The following is a 21,662-nucleotide window of genomic DNA, read 5'->3' on the forward strand; positions in this document are numbered from 1 at the left end:
ATGGATAGTTCCTTAGAAAGCGGCCTTGAGGGCTTCAAAACCAACAGCAAGGACCAGAGCGCCACCGAACAGGGTAGCGACGATTATTGCGCCTCGGTTGCCATTGTAGGCTGTGCCGTTGACGCTGAGAGGCGAGGTTGGCTCGAGGTGCTCGTAGCGATTACCGATGAAGCCATCGCTCCAGGTGGTCTCGATCCGGGTCTGCCCACTGTCGGGCTCATCGATGCGGCGTTCGCCAGTGATGTAAGGCTTCATGCTTGCCTCTCTTTTTGTAAGAATTGTTTGCTTGTAGTCGTAAGTAACTATTTACTTATAACGACAAGCGAGCTGGGATGCAGCAGGTAGTGAGCGAACCGAATTAGGCTGCTTCTGCGGCCTTCTCAGCGAACACGAGGTCGTGGAACAGCAGTAGCGAGGCATGTGCGCGGGCACGCACCTGATCGAAGGATTCCTCGTGGAAGATTTCGCCGTTCGCGTAGACCGTGCGGAGGAGATTGGGCGTGTCTTCTTCGTGCAACTCATCCTCACGAACCGTGAAGTATTCCTCGTAGGCATTCTGGATGACCGCAACCCGGCCAGCCTTGGATGCCTTGGTGGGATCGGTCGCAGGCTTCTTCTGCACGTCCTGCCAGCCATTGCCGGTGTCGATAGCGTTCGCCTTCATTGCAAAGCGCATGTCATCACGCATATGCCCCTGCAGCAGACCGCCACCCATGCCGAAGGCGATGTTGTCGAGGGAGAAACCAGCTTCGATACAGGCAAAGACCAGCTGACCGATTGTGTGACCGTTCATACCGTCGCCCTGGATAACGCCGAGCTTGGGGTGCAGAACCTTGAAGCCCTTGTCGTTGATCGTGCCGCCGAACATATCCCAAAGTTCCTGGAGAACACGCAGTGGCGTCTGAACCGGATCGCCGCTATCTGGGCGCACGATCAGCTTGCCTTCGAGGTTTTCAATCTTCTCCTTCAGCGTGCCGCCGAAGACCGTCTGGAGTGCGAACCACAAGTCGTAGCTGTCCGACACGATAGAGAACATTCCGGTGCCGAACCTGTCCATCATATTGGCGTAGGCGTCACTTTCGCCCCTTTCACCCCATGCAGTCATCGTGGAGTGCTCGGACGCCGGGATCGAGAAACCAGGCATGTCGTAGACGCTCGGATAGAGCGCGTAGACGGCCTGAATGGCCTCGAGGGTGTCAGTGCCCTTGAAGTTCACCAGATGCGCCAGGCCGCCCAATGCAGCCGATTCTCCGGACGATACGCCGCGAGCGCCGAAGTCATGCAGCTTGAATGGCAAACCGGCTTCCGGGTTGTCAGACGTGCGAAGCAGACCGTTATAAATGATCGCCTTGGTCAAGAACGAAAGCGTGGCAACCGAGGAGGGATACCAGATCGAGCGGAGAAGTGCCGTCTCGATGAAAGAGGTCAACCAAGGCAGTTCTGGGTCAGAGTTATGAACCTGAACCATTGGTGTGCCGCGCGGAACGACAGTGCCTTCGGGAAGTGCCTGGATCTCGATCGGCAGATAGCCGCCGTGGTGGGTGACAATTCGCTCCCAGCCCGCCTGGTTAAACGGAACGCCGTGATCCTTGCAGATTTCAGCCGCATCTTCGATATCCGTCATCGTGATAGGATCAGTGAGATACTGACGGATGAACGCCTGGATGCCGAGGAACATGGTGATCTGATCCTTGTCAGACCCGGCGCGGGCTTCGACGTAGGAGCTGATGTGCTGCGTTCCAGGTGGATACTGAAGGAAGTGGCTGTGCTTGTAGCTGTCGGAAGCGAGAAGGATGCTGTGCATCAGTTGTTTTCTCCCATGAGATAGGACTTGATGATGTCGTAGTGGTCCTCGAAGAAATCGCTCGAGGACAAGGCTTCGAAGAAATACCAGCCTGCTTCAGCCGCATCGTCTCCGGCCACTACCTGCTTCACCTCGATCGCGTCGGGAATGGCGAAGTGATAGAGCATGGAATACATGCGACGGCGGGTAGAGCGGTTCGGCCGGTCATTGAACAGGCACCCGGCGTAAAACTCATCCAGGTCGATCCCTGAAAATGAGGTCTCTTCGCGCAGCTCGCGGATAGAGGCGTCATAGACACGCTCGTCATCGTTCACCATGCCACCAGGCATAGCGAGCTGACCCTTGCCGATGGCCTTGCCACGCTTGACCAGCAGGATCATGCCGCGCCAGGTGATAAGCGCATCGCCCGCCATTGCTGGACCCTTGCCGTAGTCGGTCCATTCCTGCTGGAGTGCGTGCTTCCACGCGACGAGATCCTTGAAGGGCTCGCTCAGTGAGAAGCCCTTGAGCCAGGCAAGGATGCGATCGGACACGGCGTCATGCGGCATACGTGGGAGCCGCCGGAAGTAATCGTAGCGGATATCAGAGGCGTTGATCGTGCCGTGCTGCGCGTCCACCTGGATCGATGCCCAATCCGGGAACATCTTCAGATAATAGGACGAGGAGTCCTTACCGAAGCCGGCGAGTGCGATCTTGAAATCATTCAAGCCGTGCAGACGGACGCCGCCCTTGTTGGCGTGCTCGAGGATGGCCTCATTGACGCCCTTCTTGAGATTGGCGGCCCAATCATAGTCGTGCTCATAATCGTAGAGCGGCGTCAGAATGATCCGGCCGGTGGCGATCTCGTGGCTGAAGACTGAGCGCAGCATTTCGGCGCGCTCTTCATAGGAGAACGGGTTGTGTGGGTTGCGAGCGATGTGACTTGAGCCGACGATGAGGATCAGCGTCTCGACCTTTTCGAGCGCACCGCGGATAATCTGCTCGTGGCCGATATGAAGTGGCTGAAAGCGGCCGATGTAGATGCCGTAATGAAAGTCCCGCATCAGGCTGCCCGCCGTTCAATGCGGTAGGTGGAGTTCTTCGTGGTGACAATATCACCCTTAACGTCCAACACCTCGGACGTGTTGATCTGGTGGCCGTCGGGAAAACGCCCACGCGCATCGTCGTAAATCTGACCCATCACGACCTGTTTCTGCCCGATATCAAAGAACCGCGCATTCTTGATAACCGCGGTGACGACTACTGACTGTGCTTCGCTCATGTGACCTCTCGTAAATAAACGTTTACTTACTTTATAGCGCAAAGAAATGCGGGAGCGCGCAGATGATGAGCGCTCCCGATATCATTAGTAGCCCTTCGCGATCTCAGGCTTCGGAATGTTGAGGCCCAGCGCCTTGTAGGCGCAATACGTGACCTTTGCCTGGTTCACGCGGGAGTCGGAAGAGCGATACTTCTCCGGCAGGCGATTACAGTCCTGACGGACATACCAGCCGCTCTTAACGGTATCCCATTCCGACGCCTTGTTGACCGTGATACGGTCAGGATAACCGTCGCGCTTCAGCTTCGGCAGGATCTTGTCAGCGAAGGCGCGCTTCATTGCCTGGTATTCACCACGGTTGACGCACTTCTTTCCGCCGAAGCCATTGGACTTACAGTGCATATCCGCAAGACCATCACCAGAAGGACGCGCCATCGGGACGGCGTCTGGGGCTGCATTTGCTACTGGTGCTGCACATGTGAGCACTGCGGCGATGAGAACGATTGTCTTAATTTTCATTTCTTTAACTCTATGTTTTGTTTCGATAATTACTTATCGCACGTTCAATGTTGGAATGCGGCAGGGGTGTATAACGGCTAGATTAAGATCAACCTAGCCGTTAAATGATTCGTCCTAATAAATTAGTCCCAACGATCGATGCGATAGTCGGCAGTGCCGTGCTCGGTCGTGACACGAACGATGGCGGTGTTGCCTTCCCGACCGAAGAGCAGACCGCAGGCAGACGCTTCTTCGCGGCCCGCGAGCATTCCACGCCTGGAGAAGTTCTCGATGGTCTTGCGGATCGGGTGGAGCTCGGCCTTCAGGCATTCCGGGAAGAGAGCAAGGCCAGACTGGCGCTGATCGACTGCGCCCTTGAGAAGGAACAACGCACCATTGCCCTGATTGCGATGCTTATCCTCGCCGCCCCACATCGAAGGCTTCAGCGTGATGCCGGTGACATCGACCCATCCGGGTGCAAGGTTCCAGTCACGCGGAAGGGAGCCGCCGTTATAGACATACCAGGAGAACGGATTGCGCGCTTCTTCGTAGTCCCACTGAAAGATCGGCGGCGCATCTGCATTGACCGCCGTGACAAGTGCGGCGAAAGGCTGACGCGCGACGTTAAGCTGCACCTTCATTGACTTGGCACCAGCCAGCACGGTGCGGGCAAACTTCTCCCAGGTGATGTTCTGAACCGGGATGGCAATGCCGCCAGATGCAGGTGTCTTAGACCCCTTGAGAGAGCCGAATACGCCACCACGGGCAACAGGAATGTCCGGCGTCGGTGTCCAGACGGTCGTGACTTCTTCAAAGCGCGCAAAGCGGCGCTCGAGCGAAGGCGCGATACCCATCTTCTCCACCAGCTTTTCAGCCTGGGCGATGTTACCGTCGGACGCTTCCGTCTGCGGGCGCTGATACTTGAGCGGGTCGAGCTTGTCGGCAAACTTGCGGCGCACGTCTTCGACCGGCAGACCTTCCTTCAGGTCGTCCAACAGTGTGCCGATCACACCAGAGCGCGGCGTTGCGAAACCAACAGGTGCGGTCGCGACAGCCTTCCAGATATAGTTGGCGCGGCGCTTGCGATCCTTGCCCGTATAAGCGTCGTGGAGAGCAAGCAGGAACGCGGCAGGGCCAAGCACCTTTTCGGAGCGGAACAGCGCCTCAGCCTGAATCAGACCCAGCGCAGAGGCTACGACCTCGCGTGGGTAATCAGCCAGGCCGTGCGACAGCGTTCCGAAGTCCTGCTTCTTCTGTGCCATCACCTGATGCGGCTCAAGGGCGCGGTTCTTATGCAGAATGGATGCGGGCGGTGTGACAGCAAAGTGGTTCCAATCACCCGTCTTGGCATTGCCCCAGACCTTATCGGCCGAGACGAAGACGCCGTTGACGTTCGCCTTGCGAATGAGCGCCACCATATTGGCGACGGACGGTGCGAAATACGCTGGTGTGCCGACCACGTCCCACATGACTTCACGGATGGCACCATTGCCCTCGATCGTCACCAGTGCGCCGTAGCGCTTGATGAAGGACTTGCAGCAATTGCAGTTATGGAGCTGGCGGTCATGCGGCGTCGTGTAGCCGGAGAGGTAGGCTTCCCACAATTCGTCGGCGTCCACGTCGGTCGTGAACAAAGGATCGCCGGCAATGGTCGCCTTGGCAAAGGTGTGGCGCACGGCATCGCCGAACGGGAGGAAGGATGGATCGTCGTGATTGTGGACGTGCGAACTCACGCCGGAAACAGCGGTCATGTGAATGTCTCTCGTTGTCGATAGATTGACTATCGTTCAGGTTTGATTGGGATGCGGGAGGGAGCTACGCTGCGGGCGCAACTTCCTTCTTGGGCTTCTTGGCCTTGTGCCAGGGCATTTCACCGGCCATGATCGAGCCACGCGGCAGGATGCGATCCTGAATGCGGGCCAGCTGGTAGAGGTCGATCTGACGCTGCACCTCATCTGCGTTCTTGTAGGCGCTCGGAAGCTCCGACACGTCGGCGTCACCAGTGTAGAAGCGGATATCGAGACCCTTTGTCTCGCGCTCGAGGATCGTCGCCTTGGCATTAGGGCCGAGACCGCGGGTGTCGCCAAATTCTTCCATCAAGGTCTTGATGTGTGCGGTGCGAGACTGATTGCGCCCTGCACCATGCGGTGCAAAGCCGAGTGCTGCTGCGTTGTTGGCGTGACCGGCAATCAGGATCGGCTGGGCCATGTTCATCGGGATCAGCGTGAGGCCCTGATCGTCCTTGGCAAAGCCAGGGAAGGACGGCGTCGCGCCCTTGGCGTGATAGAACAGTCCGTCGGACTTCTGGAAGACGAAATTGTGCTCATTCCAGAACTGGCCGTCGATCTTGTTGCCGATGATGGAGGCAACCTCACGGTGGATTGCGAAGTGGTTCATCTTCGTCCAGAGGCGAACAGCCTGGAGCGCCTGCCAGTATTCACGGCCCTGGTCGCTGTCAGCCTTCATCCAGGCATTGTGCAGCGGGATCCGCGGCGCGACGATGCGCGTGTGGCGTTCCGCAGCAGCCTTGCCGCGCTTGTAGAGGTTGCCGCCGAGACCGCGTGAGCCGTGGTGCGTGACGATAACGGTCTGTCCAGTCGATTCCAGCTCACCCACGTAGAAGAAGTGGTTGCCGTCCCCCTGGGTCATGAAGTGGTCAAAGGCGTAATTCTCGAGGCCCTTCAGGAAGGAGTTGTCCTCGAAACCTGCCACTAGGCGCGCCAGCTCCGGATGAGGCGGGAGTGACCCTGCATCCTTGCGGCCGCCAGGGCCAAAGTGTGAAGCCTTCATCGCGGCATCGAGGATCTTGCCGACGCTTTCACCGCGCTTGAAGACGGAGATCGCCATCGAGCAGCACACGTCCGCTGAGTGGAAGCCGGGGTGAATGGCATCTTCACACGCTACGACACCGCCGACGGGGATGGTGCCCATCTGTGAGCCGGAAGGGCAGGCGTCAGGCATAATCGCGCCGTGCTTGATCGTCGGAACGCGCATCAGTGCGTCCATATGAGCGATAACTGAGGCGGCGTTCGCCTGCTCAATCGGATCAGTCATCGACAGGGTATCGAGGAACTGATTGAACGGGATATTGTTGGTGCGCAGCATGTGGCCCTCATCGACCGCGAACCTGGCGCGCATGACGAACAGGTGTGCGATGATCTCCTTGTCGGACTTACCTTCCGCGCGCATTTCGTTGGCGACCGGGATGGCGTCCTTAAACCAAGCGCCGGAGTCCAGCCCCCACGAGCCGAGGGTTTTTCCAGAGATATTGTTCATTAGCCGTCGTCCTTCGTCCAGTTTTCAGGGTAAGTGTCTTTCGCCGCAGCGTTGTCGGCACAGCTTGGGCACATGCCGTCCCAACCATCGCCGGCGTCGTCTAGGGATTCGCCGCACTCGCTACAGCCGTCTTCGTCGTCTTCCTTGGCGAAGCACTCGTCACAGACATCGCATTCAGGGCTTCCACGCCGGTCGAGGGTAAATTCTCCATCACACTCGTCACAGACGAAGATGCCTGCCTGCTCATTCGTGACCCATATCCAGGCATGGACGAAGGCACCGGCATCACTACCAGGCGAGACAACAGCATCGTCATCCACTTCCATTTCGTCATCGGCCTTGCCTTTCAGGTAATTGCGGTGAGGGTCGTCATCGGTTGACGCATTGCGGATATTATCGAGGAGCGAGACTTCATCCGCGACGGTCGTAAGAGTGGCACCGCCAAGGTTGGCCTGCGCGATCTGCTGACCGAGGAGGGCTTTGACAATCGCTGCCTGTCGGTCGTTCATCTGGATCCACATCAGACAGCACCTTCGTAGACGTGCCAGATGAAGTAGCCCATCTTGATCGAGGCAAGATGGTTGGTGGCTTCATTGGGAAGAAACGCACCAGTGCCGACGACGAAATAAGGGCGAGGCGTGGTTGGGAACTCGCGATCGTCAACCTCAAACCAGAAGGCCAGGTCGTCCGGATGCCGGGTATCACGGTCAACATGGATCAGTTTTGAACAGTGCGGAATGTCCAGCGTGAAGCGGTCGGCGACAGCGTGGGTGTATTTCAGGACGCGCCTAGACATTGATCTTCCCTTCGATGAGGGTGTCGATCTCGCTATCGGTCAGATGATCTTCACGACCATTGGTGGCGAGACCAATCAGAGCTTCCGGCACGCTGTCTTCTGCTGCCTGCCAATGGCGAAGAGCAGCGATGATGACATCGCGTTCAGCCGGGAGCAGAGTGAGGGTGGTAGGCTCATCTTCAGGAACGAACTCTTCCGTCCGCTCCTTGATAATATCGCAGTGGTCGTATTCGGCGGTCTCCTGAATGGAGTGCCACCCTTCGCCATACTTGTCGGCGTCGGCCAGCTGGTTCGCCTCCTCGGCCGTTTCAGCCGTGAAGACTTTTTCATAATAGATGAGGGCATCATGGCCCTTTGTAACTGCCCATTTCTTAGACATCTGATGCCTCGTGTAAATAAGTGCTTATTTACTTTATAACGCACTCGTTTGTGGAATGCAGAAGGTGATGAGCGCTACTTGCGAGCGCCCTGGCTTGGTGCCTTCGGCTTATTGTAGGCGATCACCGTGTTGGTTTCGGTCAGACGGACCAGCAGCCGGCGCGTAGGCTCTTTAGCCATTACGCCGCGATGGAAATCGTAGCTGGTAAAGGTGGTGATGGCATTCTCGGCGCAGGTCGCAACCTTCACGTCGCTAGGGATCTGCCGAAGGATAGCAGCCATGTCTGGTAGCACGGCGCCTTTGTTTCCCTTAGCCACGTAGCGGACATCGATATCAACCGGCTCTGCAATGAACTCCGTCAGTGGGCCGTTCATAACGAAGAGGTGGTGGCGGTCAGGCTCTACGCCTGGGCAGGGAAACTTACCGTCTATGTGCCATCCAGGAATGCAAGAATAGATATCCGGCGTCAGATCCTGAACCTTTACATCGATCAGGACGCGCCTGAATTCAGCGGATATCGGCGTGGCGTCGATAATTTTACGAACCAGGTCACTGGTGCGCGGGTAGACGTGTTGCACGTCGGCATATTTCCAATCATCGACCGGCCAGTCGCCAATCTCAGGGGTGAACCTGAGATTGGTAACGATCGGTGGACGGCTGTTGAAGGTCATCTTGGTCATGTCAATTCTCCAGCCGTCAAGGAATTAGTAGCCGCAGTCGTATTCGCCGGAATTCTTCTCGAACTTTCCGTCCTTGAGGACATAGGTGACGTAATAGTCTGTGCCTTCTTCCTCATCGACGGTTTCAACAATGAGCTGACCGATGGCGGTCTTAATTTCCTTCGACGGCGCTCCGTAAACATGACCGGCGGCCTTCGTAGATTCCTCCGTGATGCAGCCGTCTTCGTCGGTGAGCAATTCCTCGAGGTCGTCAAGATCGAACCCACGATCGAAGCAGTCTTCGTCCCGCGCCTGTTCGACGTTGACGAAGTAGTCATATGAATGCGTGCAGGGCTCGCCATCATTGAAGCCAGGCGTGGAGCCATAGACCACGATCAACGAGACTTCGCCGGATTCGGCAAGCGCCGCCAGGAAGGGCTCAAGCGCGGCTTCGCGAGCGGCCTTTGCCTCCTCCTGAAGCTTGGTGATATTTTCGTTGATAGCAAGGATGCTGGCGAGGCTGCCTGCAACGGCGGTATTGATGGCGGTCATGCTGTAGTCTCCGTTTGTAAATAAATGCTTACTTACTTTATAGCGCAAACGAAATGGGATGCGCTAAATAGTGAGCGGGTGGCAGACGTGGGATCCACCACCCGCTTCGCAATCTCTCGGCTGTTAAGCGGCAGCAGCGGCCGGGAGGTTGCGAATACGCTGGGCGATGAGGCTGTCATCGCGCAAAGCAAGTGTCTGTCCGCTGCGGTCAGCGATGCGGACGGCTGCGAAGAGGTTCATCATCTGACCGGCCTGGCTGCGCGCAGTGCCTTCACCGAGACCGGAAGCCTTGTAGGCACCGACGAGTTCGGTCGAGGTCAGAGTGCCCTTCTGGAGGGCGTCGAATGCGATCATGGTGAACTTCGAGGGTGCCTTGTTGACCGACAGAGCGGTGAAGAGGTTTTCGAACTTCTCTGCGACCTTCACCTGGGTCGGCTTGAGCGACATGGTGTGTGTCTTGGCATCGGCGAGTTCTTCTTCCGACATGACACTCACGTCACCAGAGGTGACGAAGAATTCAGGGGTGACGGCGTTGATGTCGCGTGGTGTGCGGGTGACACCGGCTGCCTTCGGCGCCTTGGGTGCTTTTGGTGCCTTCGCTGCCTTGGTAGGCTTCACGGCGGCTGGCGCTGTGTTGGTCAGATCTTCCAGCGAACCAGTGGTCGCCTGGTCCTGATAACCTTCCTGCATTTCAAGCTTGAGGTCGAGGTCGGCGAGGGTGTCTTCGTCGGCGATCTCAGTCGCAGCGAGTTCGTGGACATCGGCGAGCGTCAGCTCACCCAGCTCTTCACTTTCGACGGACATATCCGGTTCAATGATCGCGTCATCGTCGCCATCGAGGTCAAAGTCTGCCAGTGCAGCATCCAGGGCTGCGAGGTCATCTGCGGGCATTGCGTTCGCTACATTGTTCATTACGGGCATGAGAAGCTCCTTTGCTGCTGCGCTAACTGTTTGTTTTGTCTATGTTTAAGTTATAGCGCAGCAACACTTGGAGAGCGGCAGGATAATTACGCTGCGAGAGCGATCCCTGCCATTTCAGGCGCGGTGTAGAAGCCCCACTCGAGGCCCTTGAAGTAGCAGTCCATCATGACTTCCACGTCGTAGAAGGCGGCGTGGCCCTTTTCGGGGTCATATTCGACACCACAAGCGAATGCGAGTTCACTGAGGCGCGGCTTCTTGCCGTCTGGAGTGGCCCATACGCCATCCTGCATCGTGTCGATCGACGGCTTGTCCGGAAGCTCCAGGCCAATGCGCTTGAATTCCTGCGCCAAGAATGGGCCGTCGAACTCGTCGCCATTGTGCCAAACATAATAGTCGGCACGCTGAAGGACCGAGTGGATGGTCGGACCAACCATTTCCCAGGTCGGCTTTCCAATCAGATCAGCCGAGGAGATCTTATGCACACGCTGCGCATCGGCGGCGATAGAGCGCTGCGGGTCAATCCGCTGGTCATACTGCCAAATGCGCGTCGAACGCTTCCAGAGGCCAACGTAGGCTTCAATGATGCGGTGATCCGACGAGAGGAGGCCGGTAGTTTCAAGGTCGATACCGGCGACGACAGGAAAGTAGGTCATACGTGGCTCCATGTGGCGCGCGTTACGATATTGATGATGGTGGAGCGACTGACGCCATACTGTTCGACCATCGACTTGACCAAGGCGGGAAATAGCTCCGGATTAGATGCGCGCACGGGATCAGCCGCTGCACGGATCGCATGAACGTCAGCCACAGAGACCTTGGCATTCGAATTGGCAGACCCGCGGCCGGACTTCAGGCCAGTGCGGTGGGCGTGCTTCTCGTTGTCGGAGCCGGATGACCATTCGAGCTGGTATTCGCCCCACTTGACGCGCAGCTCCTTGGTCGGCTGGCGTAGGTAGTTGTGCTCCTTGTCGCCATCGATGTGGTTCACCTGCGGCAGGTCGTTCGGATTAGGCAGGAAGGCCAGCGCAATCACCCGGTTGACGAGGACGGACTTGGTGAAGCCCATGAACGTCATGTTGAAATAGACGCGACCCGTCTTCTTGTGGACCTGGACCGAGACCTGCTTGTAGCCACGGGCGGTATCAACAATACCTGTCCGTGGATCAGCCTTGTTGGCGCGCTGAATGGTGCCGTCCTCATTTGGAATGAGGTAGCGGTTCCGAAGAGCCGCCATGATCCACTTGTCCTTGGGGAAGGGCCTAGCCATCAAAGCTTCTCGATGGTGGTCTTGCCAGCGTGGTGATGAACGCGGACCATTTCCTCACCTTCGCCAGGTGCCTCGCCACGATGACCCTGGCGTGCCAGACCCAAAGCGATCAGGGTCTTGTTCATCGCCATAAGCTGCACACCGACGAGAAAGTCCTCTTCGGTCAGCATATCGGCCGCACAGCGCGGGCAGGGGTAGCCGATGTGGTCGCGTGTCATGTCGCAGGCAAAGTCTACATTGTGACCGCACTCGTCGCACGTCAGGTAGAAGCTAGGTGCCGGTTCGCTCTTTTCGCTGTTGCTCAAGTCTTAATCCTTGGTGAACGTCGGCCAGCATGTTCGTGATATCCGAAGGCGCCAGGCCGCTTGTGGTGTCATAGAGGTCGCTGACGATCAGGTAGATTTCCCGAAACGACAGCTTTCCCTCCTCGTATTGGGTGAGGCGCTTTTCGAGCACCTCGGTAATCTTTCGACCGAGCTCCTCACCGAGGCTCGGCCAATTATTTGTGTCAAACATCGCGCCTTCCTAAGTAAACATTTACTTACTTTATTGCGCAAAGTTACGTGGGAGTGCGCGGAAACGCTCACGGCGGCGCACGGCGTCTTCATACTCCATCAGGAAGAATTCCTTGGCGGTGTAGGCGTCGAGCATCATGATTTCGTATGGTGCGACATTCACATCGCTGTGCATCTTACCGGACTGCCATTCTTCACGATCATCCTTCGGAACGATCTGGGCGGCTTCAGCTGCGCAGACGGCCTCGTCAGCAAGCTTTACTTCCTTGGGCAGCGGGAAGATCAGGTTCCACTTATCAGCGAATGCCTTTTCCCAATTGTCCTCGATCGGCTTGTAGACCGGATGGATGCGAGGATCGTGCTTGAGAGGCCGGATCATGTCGCCGGTGACATATTCAGGGCCGTCATGCAGCAGCGCCTCCAGCTCGAGATCCGGGCGCTTCAACACGTCACGAATGTAGCGGGAGCAATAGACGGAGTGCTCGGCGACGGAGTAGCTGATGCGGCTCTTGAACCGCTTGTGCTGCGTTGCGCCGTTCCAGCGGTTGTTGGTTGCCAGGTGATGCGCCACGACCTCGATGTCGATCTCTTCGGCGCGCGGGTCGAACGGGAAAATCTTCCGGCCGTTGGAGCTGTGCATATACTGGCCGCGATTTGCCTTCCGGCCCTGTGCGTCAAGTTCGATCATTGTGTGTCCTTTCAAACGCAGCGGAGAAGCTCGATCTTCGGCCAGTATTCACTGGCGCCACCGTGCCGCTGTGCGCGGGAATTGAGTTTCTGTGCTGTGACCACATAGCTGACGTGGTCACGAGGCTTGGTGGAGCCGGCAGGCCCATCTGGAACGATGCCTGCCGGAACGATTGCGGTGATAATTCCCTCTCGCCAGGTCTGGGCGGCGGTCCAGCGGACTCTTTGCCCAATCCGGAGAACCATGCCCGAAGACATCAGGCAGCGATGGCGCAGATTGGCGCTTCAACACCGCGACTGCTCATGTTTCGGCAGAGAGCTTCCTGTTCTGCGGCAGAGACAGGCACAAGCGCACCGAGGCTCTTGGGTGGGAATAGGTCGGCCTCGAGCATCTTGGCCTCGGGCCAGTAGTGGAGAAGGTCTTCGAAACTGATGGAGGTCCAGATCAACCTGCCGATCGAGCGCCACAGAATGTTTTCAGCATCCGCGCGGGCCTTACCCGCTTCGAAGAAAGGCACCAGAAGATCCAGCGTCTTCTGAGAGATCCAGGTTGCGACCTTGCCGTTCACCTGGAACACGAATGGTTCTGGATCCTTGTTCTTCTCGCGGGTGTATTCCAGCTTCAAGGTGTTGGTGCTCAGGAAGATCGACTCCGGAAGCTCCAGCGAACTGATCAGGGATCGGGCGTGTCGCGAACTCCAGGAGCTGACCTTCAGGTAAGGGCGATCCTCGCCACCATTCACGAATGCCCGCATGGTCTCTTCGTTCTTGTTCATGGTGCGCGCCAGCGGAGCAGACATGGCGACCATCTTGTCGTCACGCTTAACCTGAACGCCGTCCGGGCGCGTGAACTCCTGGCCGGTAGCCATGACTGGCACCAGTTCGGGAAGCTCGACGGTCTTGACGGTGGAATTGACACCCATCGCCTGAAGATAGGGAACCACAGGGCTGATCGACTTCTTCCAGTCCGCAACAAGCGACTTGGCGAACGCCTTGCCGGCCTTGTCTTCAGCCGATCGCAGCTTTTTATCAACGAACTTGCTAATAGCCAGGCCGAACAGCTCGACCTTGTCTGTGTTTTTCAAGCGACGCTTTGCCATTTTCTGACCTCCGAGTATAAATAAATGTTTACTTACTTTATAGCGCAGTATCGCGTGGGATTGCGCAGGTGATGTGCGTAAAAGAGAGGGGTCTGGGCCGGATTCGAACCGGCGTCCTCGCTGGAAAGCGAGCGCTCTATCCACTAAGCTACCAGTCCGTGAGCGTTTAACCGGAGTTGCTCCTCTCCACCGTCACCCATTTTAGTATGCGGTTGGTCTTCGGCTACGTCTGTCCACCTCGTTGCCCGTTTGGGCGAATTTGGTGTCGAGGGAACGACTCTAACGTTCGACCTTCGTCCCAAGCAGGACGACGCTCTTGCCTAATGCAGTTTCGGACATGCTGTTTAACCGGTGCCAGCCTGTCTTGCCTTGCATCACCGCATACTCGCTTCCGCCAGCCGTCGCCGGCTACTCGCTTTCTGCACTGAGCTACCTCAACCTGTGTTGCCCATTCGGGCGAAATCCCAGGAGCGCCGAGAGCATCGATCTCAGCCTGTGCCGGACGAACCCTTACGGTATCGCCACTCCATAGTTCGTCTTTCCGAACCGTCAGACCTCGCACCCATTGCGACAGTGACCCCGCAGCATTCGCCGGGCAGGTAGGGACTTGAACCCTAATTACTCACCAGATCTCGGTCAGCGAGCCGGAATTGAACCGGACCACCCTCGGACGCTCATCGAGCGAATATCGGTTGTTCTTCCATCAGCTGCTCGACGCTCAACCTTGCGACTGCGATGCCCGTGCTGACTTGGGGCGATGAGTAAGGGATCCAGCACCCCACTCTGCGTTAGTCTCCAACTTGCCGGAGGCTGGCTAAACATTTGAATTTGATGCCCCGCCGAGGAGTCGAACCTCTTGGACCTTGGCGTTGCGCACTACCTTGGTCACTGCTCTCTGTGGCCTTCCCTTGCGCCAGGCGAACCGTCCGGACAGTTCATCCTATTGCCTTCGAGCGGCGGGACGTTTGCGGCACTCTCACCGCAGTCACGCTGTTTAATCGCCAGTCTCTGGCCCGCGTTTGGTCTATACATTACGAGGGCGATCCCTCGGCTTCGGCTAGTCGAACTCACCTCGGCAAAACTCGCTTCTCCTTCGAAAAGGAAGATTCGACAGTTGAACTTTGTGCAGGTCTCTCCCTGCTTGTCACGATTTCACTCGTCGCCCTGGGCGCGACCCTGGGGTGCCTCTAGCGGCAGCCGGCCCACTACGTGAACCTATTACCCTGACTTACACCTTTCGGAAGCAGTGGTTGCCTTGACCGGTGTCCGAAGCACCGGCCATTCGTGTTATGCGGCGAAGCGTGCCGGCGGCTGTGCGAATGGTGCAGGTGCAGCAACAAGAATACCGATCGAGACAGGACCATCCTTGCCGTAGAGCGCGTCCGTGACGTTCTTCGTCACAACGTCCAGCTGCTCAGACGTAATCGTCTCGTCGGTGGAGATCGCCACCAGATCCTTCTTGGCGCGCTCTGCGGCCTCCAGGCGCTCGAGAAGCTTGTCGAGTTCAATCTCAAGGCTCACCAGCTGCGCCAGCTTGGCAGTCTTCACGCGCAGGCGATCGGCCTCGTCACGGGCAGCTTGCGCATTGGTCCGCTCAATACGGAGCGAGCGGAGAGTTGGGTCGGTGGGCTTATCAGTTGCAGTCATGAACTTCTCCGGTTTCAAAATTGGATGAAGCACAGCGCGAGAACGAAGAGATAGGCCGAGGCGATCATGAAGTGTCCGAAACTAATCTTCATCACCGCCTCGTGTTCTGCTATATGTGCTTACTTACTAACTATTTCTTTATAGCGACTTCTGTGCTGGGATGCGTCAGGTAGTGAGCGAAATCTCAATGGATATGCGCTGCGGACTTCCTGAGTGTGCAGATCGCATCGAGCCGCTTGACGATTGTGTCGTGGACATGAGTTTCACGAACATCACGATCCTGCGGCCGCATGACAGAGAAGTTCACCTGGCCGGTGAGTGAGTAGATTGCACCTTCCATGACCAGCTGACTGTGGGACTGGTAAGCCCGATTGTCTGCCGGCCGCGTGTTTGCAACCTCATAATCATCGAGCTGGGTCGCCACAAAGATATGGTCGTAGAATCTGACCACGTCCTTCAGGCACCGATCCTTGTAGGACTCGATCTCCTGAATATCCTTGGCCGAAATGCGCATATGCGACTGCATATCCAGTTCGCAGAGCATGTAGCCAATGAAGTCGATAGGCGTGCGATCTGTGATGCAAGGGCCAGGCGTAGCCGTAATCAGCTCAATGTGGTCCTGAAGAAGGTGCCACTGCATCTTAAGCCGATCCTGAATGGAGAGAAAGCCAACCGGGTTAAACCCGTGCCTGTTGGCGCTCTCAGTGATGGAGGTGGGGATATACGTGATCCCCAGGGACTCGGCGACGGCCTTGGCAAGAGTGGTCTTGCCAGTGCCAGATGATCCTGCGATGCCGTAGAGCATTAGCGACCCGTTGAGCCCAGAGCGCCGGTGCCGCGTTCGCTGCCGGACAGTTCTTCAACCTCGACCAGGTGCGCGGTGTTGTGCGGCGTGACGATCATCTGCGCAATCCGGTCATGGTGCTTGAACTTGATGTTCTCGGAACCGGTGTTGAGCAAGATCACACCCAACGGGCCGCGATAGTCACTGTCGATAATACCGCCCAGAACCGCGATGCCATTCTTGTTGGCAAGACCGGAGCGGCCGCGAATGTCGCCAAAGGTTCCTGTCGGCAGCTCAACGGCCACATTGGTCTGAAGGAGCGCCCGCTGACCGGCGTAAAGCGTGAACTCGACGTTTCCCCCCTCAATTTCAGGGGTAAAACCCTTCATGCCGGACAGATCGACGTAGAGGTCCATACCGGCGGCTTCAGCGGAGCCGTAGCTCGGAAGCTTGGCGTGTTCGCTCAGGCGCTTAACAGGGACGGAAATGACGTGTGCAGGAATAGATGCGCCCATAATTGTGGCTCCTCAATTGGACAGGCCGAGCATTTCGCCGGCGTGGTAGGTCAGAAGGGATTCGATGAACTTGAGGGCGGCTGCATTGGCCGCCTCTTGGGTCGGGAACGGACCCTGCCAAGGCAAGGCCTCATCCTGACGGAAGAACCAGCCATCGCCGGTCTCTTCCATTTCGTAGGTGAGCACCATGTCAGTCATAGCGAACCGTGGTGCCCTTCATCCAGCCGCCACAGACAACGCCACTGACTACCTTGCCGTTAGCGCCGATACCGACGAACCTGGAGCGCATGTTGTCGCCCTTGGAGCAACCGAACCAGGCGTAGCCACCGATGGTGACGTTGGTGATACCCTGCGCCTCCAGTGCGCGCCTGGCAGAGCCAGGATCGACACCGCAAGAGGTGAGGGAGGCGGCCAGCGCCGCGATCAGAAGAAGCTTCTTCATGCTGCCTTCCTCACAACTTCGCCCTTGAGCGTCTTGCGATACTGGATCCAACCAGCGTCGAAATTGCCGGATAGCTCCTCATTCGCGAACTGGAACTCGTTGCGTGTAGAGAAGGTGTCAGGCGTTGCCTGATGCTCAGCCGGCGAGGCGTGGAGCGGCGACGATCCGACCAACAGGTTGTAACGCTGCAATTCCTTCTCGATCGAAGGATCACCATCGAACGGCGTGTAGCTGATGCGGGCGCAGCGGGCGACGGACAGCTTCTGCTGGACATCGAGGATCAGTCGGCGTTCTTCCCAGGCGACGTAGGGCAGGTGCCACTGACCAGGCTCGAGGATCTCCGGCAGAGCGTCTTCGAGTGCCACGCGGAACATAGCAGCCAAATCCTGGAAGTGCGGCTCAGCATCCTTGTGATCACGCAGCCAGAGGAAATTATCCCACTTGGTTGAGGAGATCAGCACGTCGATGTAGGTGAACGGCTCGAGCAGACGGTTCGGGATCTGCTTGTGGAAGCCGAGCTTGTCGAGCGCATAGGCCGCAACACACGCGACCTTTGACATTCCAACCCAGACGCCACGGGCGACCTTGAGCTTCCAGCCAGTGATCGGCGCACCAGCCTGCATCCCCTTCTGATTGGCACCCCAATGCCAAGGAATGAACGGCTTGTTCCACACTTCGGCGATCACCTTGGCGATCGGCTTCGCGCGTGAGGAACCGGCGTTACGCGAGAAATCCCGGTGCGTCATCAGTTCCGAATGGAAGATGCGTGGGTAGCGGGCGTGAACGGTGAACAGGGTGGAGCCGCCAAGTGCGGACTTCGAAGCCCGGATCACCTTGACGAACATTTCTTCCTTACCAGCCATTGAACGTCTTTCTAAACTTGAGTGTAAATAAGTGCTTACTTACTTTATAACGCGAGCATCGCTGGGATGCTCGCGATTGTTATCGACTAAAAGTCCAGGTATTCGACCAGATCGTCGTAACCGCCCACCAGCACGCCTTCATGGAAGATTTGCGGGTAGGAAGTCCAACCTGCGGCCTTGAACTTCTCCTGCTTCTCCGGCGTGTCATAGTGCGACTCCGAAAAGGTCAGCTGGTTGCTCTTGAGCAAAGCCTTGGCGCGGGTGCAGTAATTGCAACCCGGCTTGGTCATGATCAGATACGCCATGTTATGCCTCGCACGCTGCGCACGAGGCGTTCGCACGAGCGAGTTCCTGTGCCTTATTGAGACCCTTGCGGTAGTAGAGCGACTTCATGCCCAGCTGCCACGCAAGCACGATCAGGTCGATGTCCTCCTTCATCGTCGCTTCCGGAGGAAGGATGATGTTGTGACTGATGCCCTGGTCAACATGCTTCTGGCAGTCAGCGGTCTGCCGGATGAGTTCAGCCTGGTCGATTTCCACGAAGGTCTTGAAGACGTTCTTTTCGTGCGTCGTCAGGATATCCAGATGCTGAACCGAGCCAGCGTTCTGCAGGATCGAGAGCCAGACTTCCTGGGTATTGTGACCCTTGTTCTCCAGCAGCTCCTCGAGATGGACGTTACGCTGGGTGAAGACACCCTTGGCATTGTCGTTTTCGAAGATATTGGCTGTCCAGGGCTCGCGAGACTGTGAAACCTGACCGCAGATGATCGAGGACGACGTGGTCGGTGCAATCGCATTGACCGTGAGGTTGCGATAGCCCGTCCCAACCAGACCTTCAGGTTCGCCGAAGAGGTTAGCCAGCTCGCGGGATGCGGCGTGGGACTCTTCTGCGACATACTTGTGGATCTCGATGTTGTAATCGCGCGCCACCTGGCTCTCGATTGCGATCATGCGAGACTGAAGGAACGAGTGCCAACCAAGAGTGCCCAGACCCAGCGCACGCCACCGAACAGCGAAGCGATGCGCATCCGCAAGCAGCCGCTTGCCTTCAGTCTTCTCGATGTATTCCGACATGATCGCGTCAAGGAAGTAGATCATTTCGCGGACGAAGGTCGTGCCCTTCCACTCATGGTAATAGAGCAGGTTGACGGAGGACAGATCACAGACGAAGCTTTCCGTCGGTGAGGACGGCAGCATGATCTCGGTGCAGAGGTTTGATGCGTAGATCAGCAGGTTGAGGCGCTTGAGAATTTCCGGCCGTGCATTGTTCGCGTTGTCCGTGAACATGATGTAGGGGAAGCCGGTTTCGCGGCGCTTGTTGCGGATCTTCGCCATCATCTTGCGCTTCGGGCCACCCTTCGGCTCCGCAAGCATTTCATTCATCCAGGCGTCGGTAATGGTGACACCAAAGGACAGATGCTGGATCGGGTGATGAACGCCGCCGGAGATCGAACGAATTTCCATCCAACGATCGGCGTCGGCATGTTCGATCGGCAGCCAGACCGCGCAGTTACCGCGACGGACGTTTGACTGCGAGACAACCGTAACCTGCTCCTGCGGCAGACGCGCAAAGTGGGTCGGGCCTTCAGAGTGACCACCGCCGCTAATATCGGAGCCAAAGCCACGGAGTTCTCCCATGAACAGCGACGTGCCAGCGCCTTCCTTCGTCATCATGCCAATCTCGGCATTCTTGAAGAGGATGGAGTCCATGTCGTCGGCCATGTAGGAGCCGTTGCAAGAGATCGGCAGACCACGGCCCACGCCGAAGTTCGACCAGACCGGGGAGGCGGGCGAAACCCAGCCGCGGCGCATACCGTGGCGAACCATCGGGAGCTTGAAGCCGAGGCGGCGTTCAGCTTCATCAACCATCGCCTCGGAACGATTGATGGCTTCACCCTTGAGATTTTCAGGGGCAATCCCCTCGCCGAGATACCCGCGCGAGAGGGTCTTCAGCGACACCGTATTGAGGTGCGCATAATCGGGACGCATGTAATTTCCTTTCTTAGAAGTCGTCTTCGTCAGACTGGTCAGCCTGCGCGTATTCGGTAGGTTCGCCGTGGAAGAAATCGACCTTGGACGGAGCATAGAGCCCCTCGGTCATCCAGAAGGTCTGGGCGAGGAGATCCTTCGGCGCGACGAACTGGCGCTCGTAGCCGATGGCAATCAGGCTCTCGTTGAAACGGTCAGCGAGATATGCCTTGAGGGTGTGCTTGTTGAGGTGGCACTCCTGGCCGCGCTCATCATGCCCAACCTTGGAGAGATCACCGATCATCCAGTCGATCATGGCGCACTCGGCTAGGAACGCCTCTCGGGTCTCTTCCACGATCTTGGCTTCAAGCTCGGCGTCAAACAGTTCCGGATATTCCTTCCGGAGCGTGTTGATGATGCGGATGCCAGCCTGGGCGTGGAGCAGCTCCTCGTTGCGGGTATACTTGACCTGCTGAGCTGCATCCTTGAACCGATTATCGAACCGGTTGAACCACAGGATGACGAAGAACTGGCTGAAAAGGCTGACATTCTCAACAAACAGCGTGAACAGGATCAGGCTGTAGACATACTGCTTGCGGTCGTCGCCATAGACCTTTTCGTTGTGCTTATTCAGATAGGCGACCCGGTTAGCGAGAGCCGGAACCTTCATGTTCTCCTTGAACACGTCGATCAGGCGCAGCTTCTTGAGCAGCTTTTCATAGGCGTTGTTATGGATGACCTCGATGTAGCCCATCGTGATGCCGAGATCAGTGATCGACGGGTGAGGGAGGTTATCGCCGAGGTGGACCCAGAACTTCTTCACCGCGATCTCGATCTGCGCGATGGCAGCCAGAACACGGGTGATGACTTCACGCTCAGAAGGCAGCAGGTGAAGGTCGAAGTCGGTTACGTCGCTATCAAAGGTGAACTTCTTGGCGGTCCAAAAGCCTTCCTGCATAGCTTCGATGAAGTCCTGTGCCCAGGGGTAGTGATCGGGCAATCGCTCGACCTGGCGTTCAAAAAGCATGATGGTTCTCGTGAATTTTGGAGGTGAGCAAACCCGCAAAGAAGGTGCGGGCTCACACTATATGTAAGTAAGTGTTTACTTACTAGACTTGACAAATAATTATGCGGCTCTCGCCAGTGTATGTGACCGAAGAATTGCCAGCGTCTGCTGGAATGATGGCGTCTTGATTCCAGCTTCCATGATTGCCACCGCATCAGCGATGTGCTCGTTATCCGCGGTCGGGACGATCTCACCCTTGAACTTGCGGGTGCGCCACGGAGCGTCAGGATACTTTTCGAAAGCCCAGGCGATCATTTCTTCCTTCGACGCCGTGCGTGTGCCCACTGCGGCGATCTTCGTCTCACCAGGCGAGACTTCGGAGCCAGGAACAGGGATGCCGGCATATGTGCCGATGACGATGCCAAAACCCATGACCGACTTGTAATCCTGGCCGCCTGACGGGACTTCGTAGAATGCCGTCGTGACGCCCTTGAGTGCAGCGTGGACACCAGTCCGGATATCCAAAGCGCGGCGCATGTAGTCCGACGACACGCGAACCTGCTTACCCTTTTCGTTAGCGGTCTTGATGATGGTGAGTTCCTTGATCTCGAGATCAAGGGTCTGGAGATCAAGCCAGGCGGTCGCAACGCCGAAGTTGCGCAGCGAGCCATCAAGGCCCGCGATCAGGATCTTGCTCATATGAGCCTCCTATCTGAATGAGGTTT

Annotated in this window: 30 protein-coding genes and 1 tRNA gene; all 31 read right to left on the minus strand. The window is 57.2% G+C overall.

The window, feature by feature from the left end:
* Positions 1–12: 12 nt before the first annotated feature.
* The 31 genes from ACQZ51_RS20710 to ACQZ51_RS20860 all read right to left on the minus strand — a co-directional run bounded on the left by ACQZ51_RS20710 (position 13) and on the right by ACQZ51_RS20860 (position 21,636).
* Positions 13–255: a hypothetical protein gene (locus tag ACQZ51_RS20710; protein WP_448780136.1), complete on the minus strand. Its 243-nt coding sequence runs from the start codon at positions 253–255 to the stop codon at positions 13–15.
* Positions 256–358: 103 nt separating this feature from the next.
* Positions 359–1,804 carry a nicotinate phosphoribosyltransferase gene (locus tag ACQZ51_RS20715; protein ID WP_448780137.1) on the minus strand — a complete coding sequence of 482 codons (1,446 nt, stop codon included), beginning with the start codon at positions 1,802–1,804 and terminating at the stop codon, positions 359–361.
* Positions 1,804–2,847, minus strand: a complete 1,044-nt coding sequence (locus ACQZ51_RS20720; protein ID WP_448780139.1) for an adenylyltransferase/cytidyltransferase family protein — start codon at positions 2,845–2,847, stop codon at positions 1,804–1,806. Before ACQZ51_RS20720 ends, ACQZ51_RS20715 begins: the two co-directional genes overlap by 1 nt.
* Positions 2,847–3,065, minus strand: coding sequence for a hypothetical protein (locus ACQZ51_RS20725; RefSeq protein ID WP_448780141.1), 219 nt, complete (start codon positions 3,063–3,065; stop codon positions 2,847–2,849). Before ACQZ51_RS20725 ends, ACQZ51_RS20720 begins: the two co-directional genes overlap by 1 nt.
* Positions 3,066–3,149: 84 nt before the next feature.
* Positions 3,150–3,581: a hypothetical protein gene (locus ACQZ51_RS20730; protein WP_448780143.1), complete on the minus strand. Its 432-nt coding sequence runs from the start codon at positions 3,579–3,581 to the stop codon at positions 3,150–3,152.
* Positions 3,582–3,703: 122 nt separating this feature from the next.
* Positions 3,704–5,311 carry a hypothetical protein gene (locus ACQZ51_RS20735; RefSeq protein ID WP_448780144.1) on the minus strand — a complete coding sequence of 536 codons (1,608 nt, stop codon included), beginning with the start codon at positions 5,309–5,311 and terminating at the stop codon, positions 3,704–3,706.
* A 64-nt stretch (positions 5,312–5,375) separates the two neighbouring features.
* Positions 5,376–6,836, minus strand: a complete 1,461-nt coding sequence (locus ACQZ51_RS20740) for an RtcB family protein (RefSeq protein WP_448780146.1) — start codon at positions 6,834–6,836, stop codon at positions 5,376–5,378.
* Positions 6,836–7,345: a hypothetical protein gene (locus ACQZ51_RS20745; RefSeq protein ID WP_448780148.1), complete on the minus strand. Its 510-nt coding sequence runs from the start codon at positions 7,343–7,345 to the stop codon at positions 6,836–6,838. Before ACQZ51_RS20745 ends, ACQZ51_RS20740 begins: the two co-directional genes overlap by 1 nt.
* Before the next feature lie 11 nt (positions 7,346–7,356).
* Positions 7,357–7,632 (minus strand): DUF7352 domain-containing protein, encoded by a 276-nt coding sequence (locus ACQZ51_RS20750; RefSeq protein WP_448780149.1) that lies wholly within the window; start codon positions 7,630–7,632, stop codon positions 7,357–7,359.
* Positions 7,625–8,011, minus strand: a complete 387-nt coding sequence (locus ACQZ51_RS20755; RefSeq protein WP_448780151.1) for a hypothetical protein — start codon at positions 8,009–8,011, stop codon at positions 7,625–7,627. Before ACQZ51_RS20755 ends, ACQZ51_RS20750 begins: the two co-directional genes overlap by 8 nt.
* A 74-nt stretch (positions 8,012–8,085) precedes the next feature.
* Positions 8,086–8,691 (minus strand): hypothetical protein, encoded by a 606-nt coding sequence (locus ACQZ51_RS20760; RefSeq protein WP_448780153.1) that lies wholly within the window; start codon positions 8,689–8,691, stop codon positions 8,086–8,088.
* A 24-nt stretch (positions 8,692–8,715) separates the two neighbouring features.
* Positions 8,716–9,222 carry a hypothetical protein gene (locus ACQZ51_RS20765; protein WP_448780154.1) on the minus strand — a complete coding sequence of 169 codons (507 nt, stop codon included), beginning with the start codon at positions 9,220–9,222 and terminating at the stop codon, positions 8,716–8,718.
* A gap of 123 nt (positions 9,223–9,345) precedes the next feature.
* The gene (locus tag ACQZ51_RS20770) at positions 9,346–10,143 is read right to left on the minus strand and encodes a hypothetical protein (RefSeq protein WP_448780155.1); all 798 of its coding nucleotides are present in this window, start codon (positions 10,141–10,143) and stop codon (positions 9,346–9,348) included.
* 86 nt (positions 10,144–10,229) lie between these two features.
* On the minus strand, positions 10,230–10,796 hold the full coding sequence (locus ACQZ51_RS20775) for a 3'-5' exonuclease (protein ID WP_448780157.1): 567 nt from the start codon (positions 10,794–10,796) through the stop codon (positions 10,230–10,232).
* Positions 10,793–11,410: a hypothetical protein gene (locus tag ACQZ51_RS20780; RefSeq protein WP_448780158.1), complete on the minus strand. Its 618-nt coding sequence runs from the start codon at positions 11,408–11,410 to the stop codon at positions 10,793–10,795. Before ACQZ51_RS20780 ends, ACQZ51_RS20775 begins: the two co-directional genes overlap by 4 nt.
* Positions 11,410–11,715: a hypothetical protein gene (locus ACQZ51_RS20785; RefSeq protein WP_448780159.1), complete on the minus strand. Its 306-nt coding sequence runs from the start codon at positions 11,713–11,715 to the stop codon at positions 11,410–11,412. Before ACQZ51_RS20785 ends, ACQZ51_RS20780 begins: the two co-directional genes overlap by 1 nt.
* Positions 11,681–11,926, minus strand: coding sequence for a hypothetical protein (locus tag ACQZ51_RS20790; protein ID WP_448780160.1), 246 nt, complete (start codon positions 11,924–11,926; stop codon positions 11,681–11,683). The genes ACQZ51_RS20785 and ACQZ51_RS20790 overlap by 35 nt, the downstream gene beginning before the upstream one ends.
* A 30-nt stretch (positions 11,927–11,956) precedes the next feature.
* A complete protein-coding gene (locus tag ACQZ51_RS20795) occupies positions 11,957–12,613 on the minus strand; it encodes a hypothetical protein (protein ID WP_448780162.1) in 657 nt (218 codons plus the stop codon).
* Positions 12,614–12,624: 11 nt separating this feature from the next.
* Complete coding sequence (locus ACQZ51_RS20800; RefSeq protein WP_448780164.1) at positions 12,625–12,858, minus strand: hypothetical protein; 234 nt, start codon at positions 12,856–12,858, stop codon at positions 12,625–12,627.
* A gap of 11 nt (positions 12,859–12,869) precedes the next feature.
* Positions 12,870–13,712 (minus strand): hypothetical protein, encoded by an 843-nt coding sequence (locus tag ACQZ51_RS20805; RefSeq protein ID WP_448780166.1) that lies wholly within the window; start codon positions 13,710–13,712, stop codon positions 12,870–12,872.
* Positions 13,713–13,800: 88 nt separating this feature from the next.
* Positions 13,801–13,870: transfer RNA gene (locus tag ACQZ51_RS20810), tRNA-OTHER, on the minus strand.
* Positions 13,871–14,999: 1,129 nt separating this feature from the next.
* Positions 15,000–15,359, minus strand: coding sequence for a hypothetical protein (locus ACQZ51_RS20815; RefSeq protein ID WP_448780168.1), 360 nt, complete (start codon positions 15,357–15,359; stop codon positions 15,000–15,002).
* A gap of 184 nt (positions 15,360–15,543) precedes the next feature.
* On the minus strand, positions 15,544–16,164 hold the full coding sequence (locus tag ACQZ51_RS20820; RefSeq protein ID WP_448780169.1) for an AAA family ATPase: 621 nt from the start codon (positions 16,162–16,164) through the stop codon (positions 15,544–15,546).
* Positions 16,164–16,658 carry a dUTP diphosphatase gene (gene dut, locus ACQZ51_RS20825; RefSeq protein WP_448780171.1) on the minus strand — a complete coding sequence of 165 codons (495 nt, stop codon included), beginning with the start codon at positions 16,656–16,658 and terminating at the stop codon, positions 16,164–16,166. The genes ACQZ51_RS20820 and dut overlap by 1 nt, the downstream gene beginning before the upstream one ends.
* A gap of 12 nt (positions 16,659–16,670) precedes the next feature.
* Positions 16,671–16,856 (minus strand): hypothetical protein, encoded by a 186-nt coding sequence (locus tag ACQZ51_RS20830; protein ID WP_448780173.1) that lies wholly within the window; start codon positions 16,854–16,856, stop codon positions 16,671–16,673.
* The gene (locus ACQZ51_RS20835) at positions 16,849–17,100 is read right to left on the minus strand and encodes a hypothetical protein (RefSeq protein WP_448780174.1); all 252 of its coding nucleotides are present in this window, start codon (positions 17,098–17,100) and stop codon (positions 16,849–16,851) included. The genes ACQZ51_RS20830 and ACQZ51_RS20835 overlap by 8 nt, the downstream gene beginning before the upstream one ends.
* Complete coding sequence (locus ACQZ51_RS20840) at positions 17,097–17,963, minus strand: hypothetical protein (protein WP_448780175.1); 867 nt, start codon at positions 17,961–17,963, stop codon at positions 17,097–17,099. The genes ACQZ51_RS20835 and ACQZ51_RS20840 overlap by 4 nt, the downstream gene beginning before the upstream one ends.
* 86 nt (positions 17,964–18,049) lie before the next feature.
* Entirely contained in the window at positions 18,050–18,268 is a 219-nt protein-coding gene (locus ACQZ51_RS20845) for a glutaredoxin domain-containing protein (protein ID WP_448780177.1), read from the minus strand.
* 1 nt (position 18,269) lies between these two features.
* Positions 18,270–19,952: a hypothetical protein gene (locus ACQZ51_RS20850; protein WP_448780179.1), complete on the minus strand. Its 1,683-nt coding sequence runs from the start codon at positions 19,950–19,952 to the stop codon at positions 18,270–18,272.
* Between the two features lie 13 nt (positions 19,953–19,965).
* Positions 19,966–20,958: a ribonucleotide-diphosphate reductase subunit beta gene (locus ACQZ51_RS20855; protein WP_448780182.1), complete on the minus strand. Its 993-nt coding sequence runs from the start codon at positions 20,956–20,958 to the stop codon at positions 19,966–19,968.
* 99 nt (positions 20,959–21,057) lie between these two features.
* Positions 21,058–21,636 (minus strand): hypothetical protein, encoded by a 579-nt coding sequence (locus ACQZ51_RS20860; RefSeq protein ID WP_448780184.1) that lies wholly within the window; start codon positions 21,634–21,636, stop codon positions 21,058–21,060.
* Positions 21,637–21,662 lie beyond the last annotated feature (26 nt).

It is taken from the genome of Agrobacterium sp. CG674, assembly GCF_053521645.1.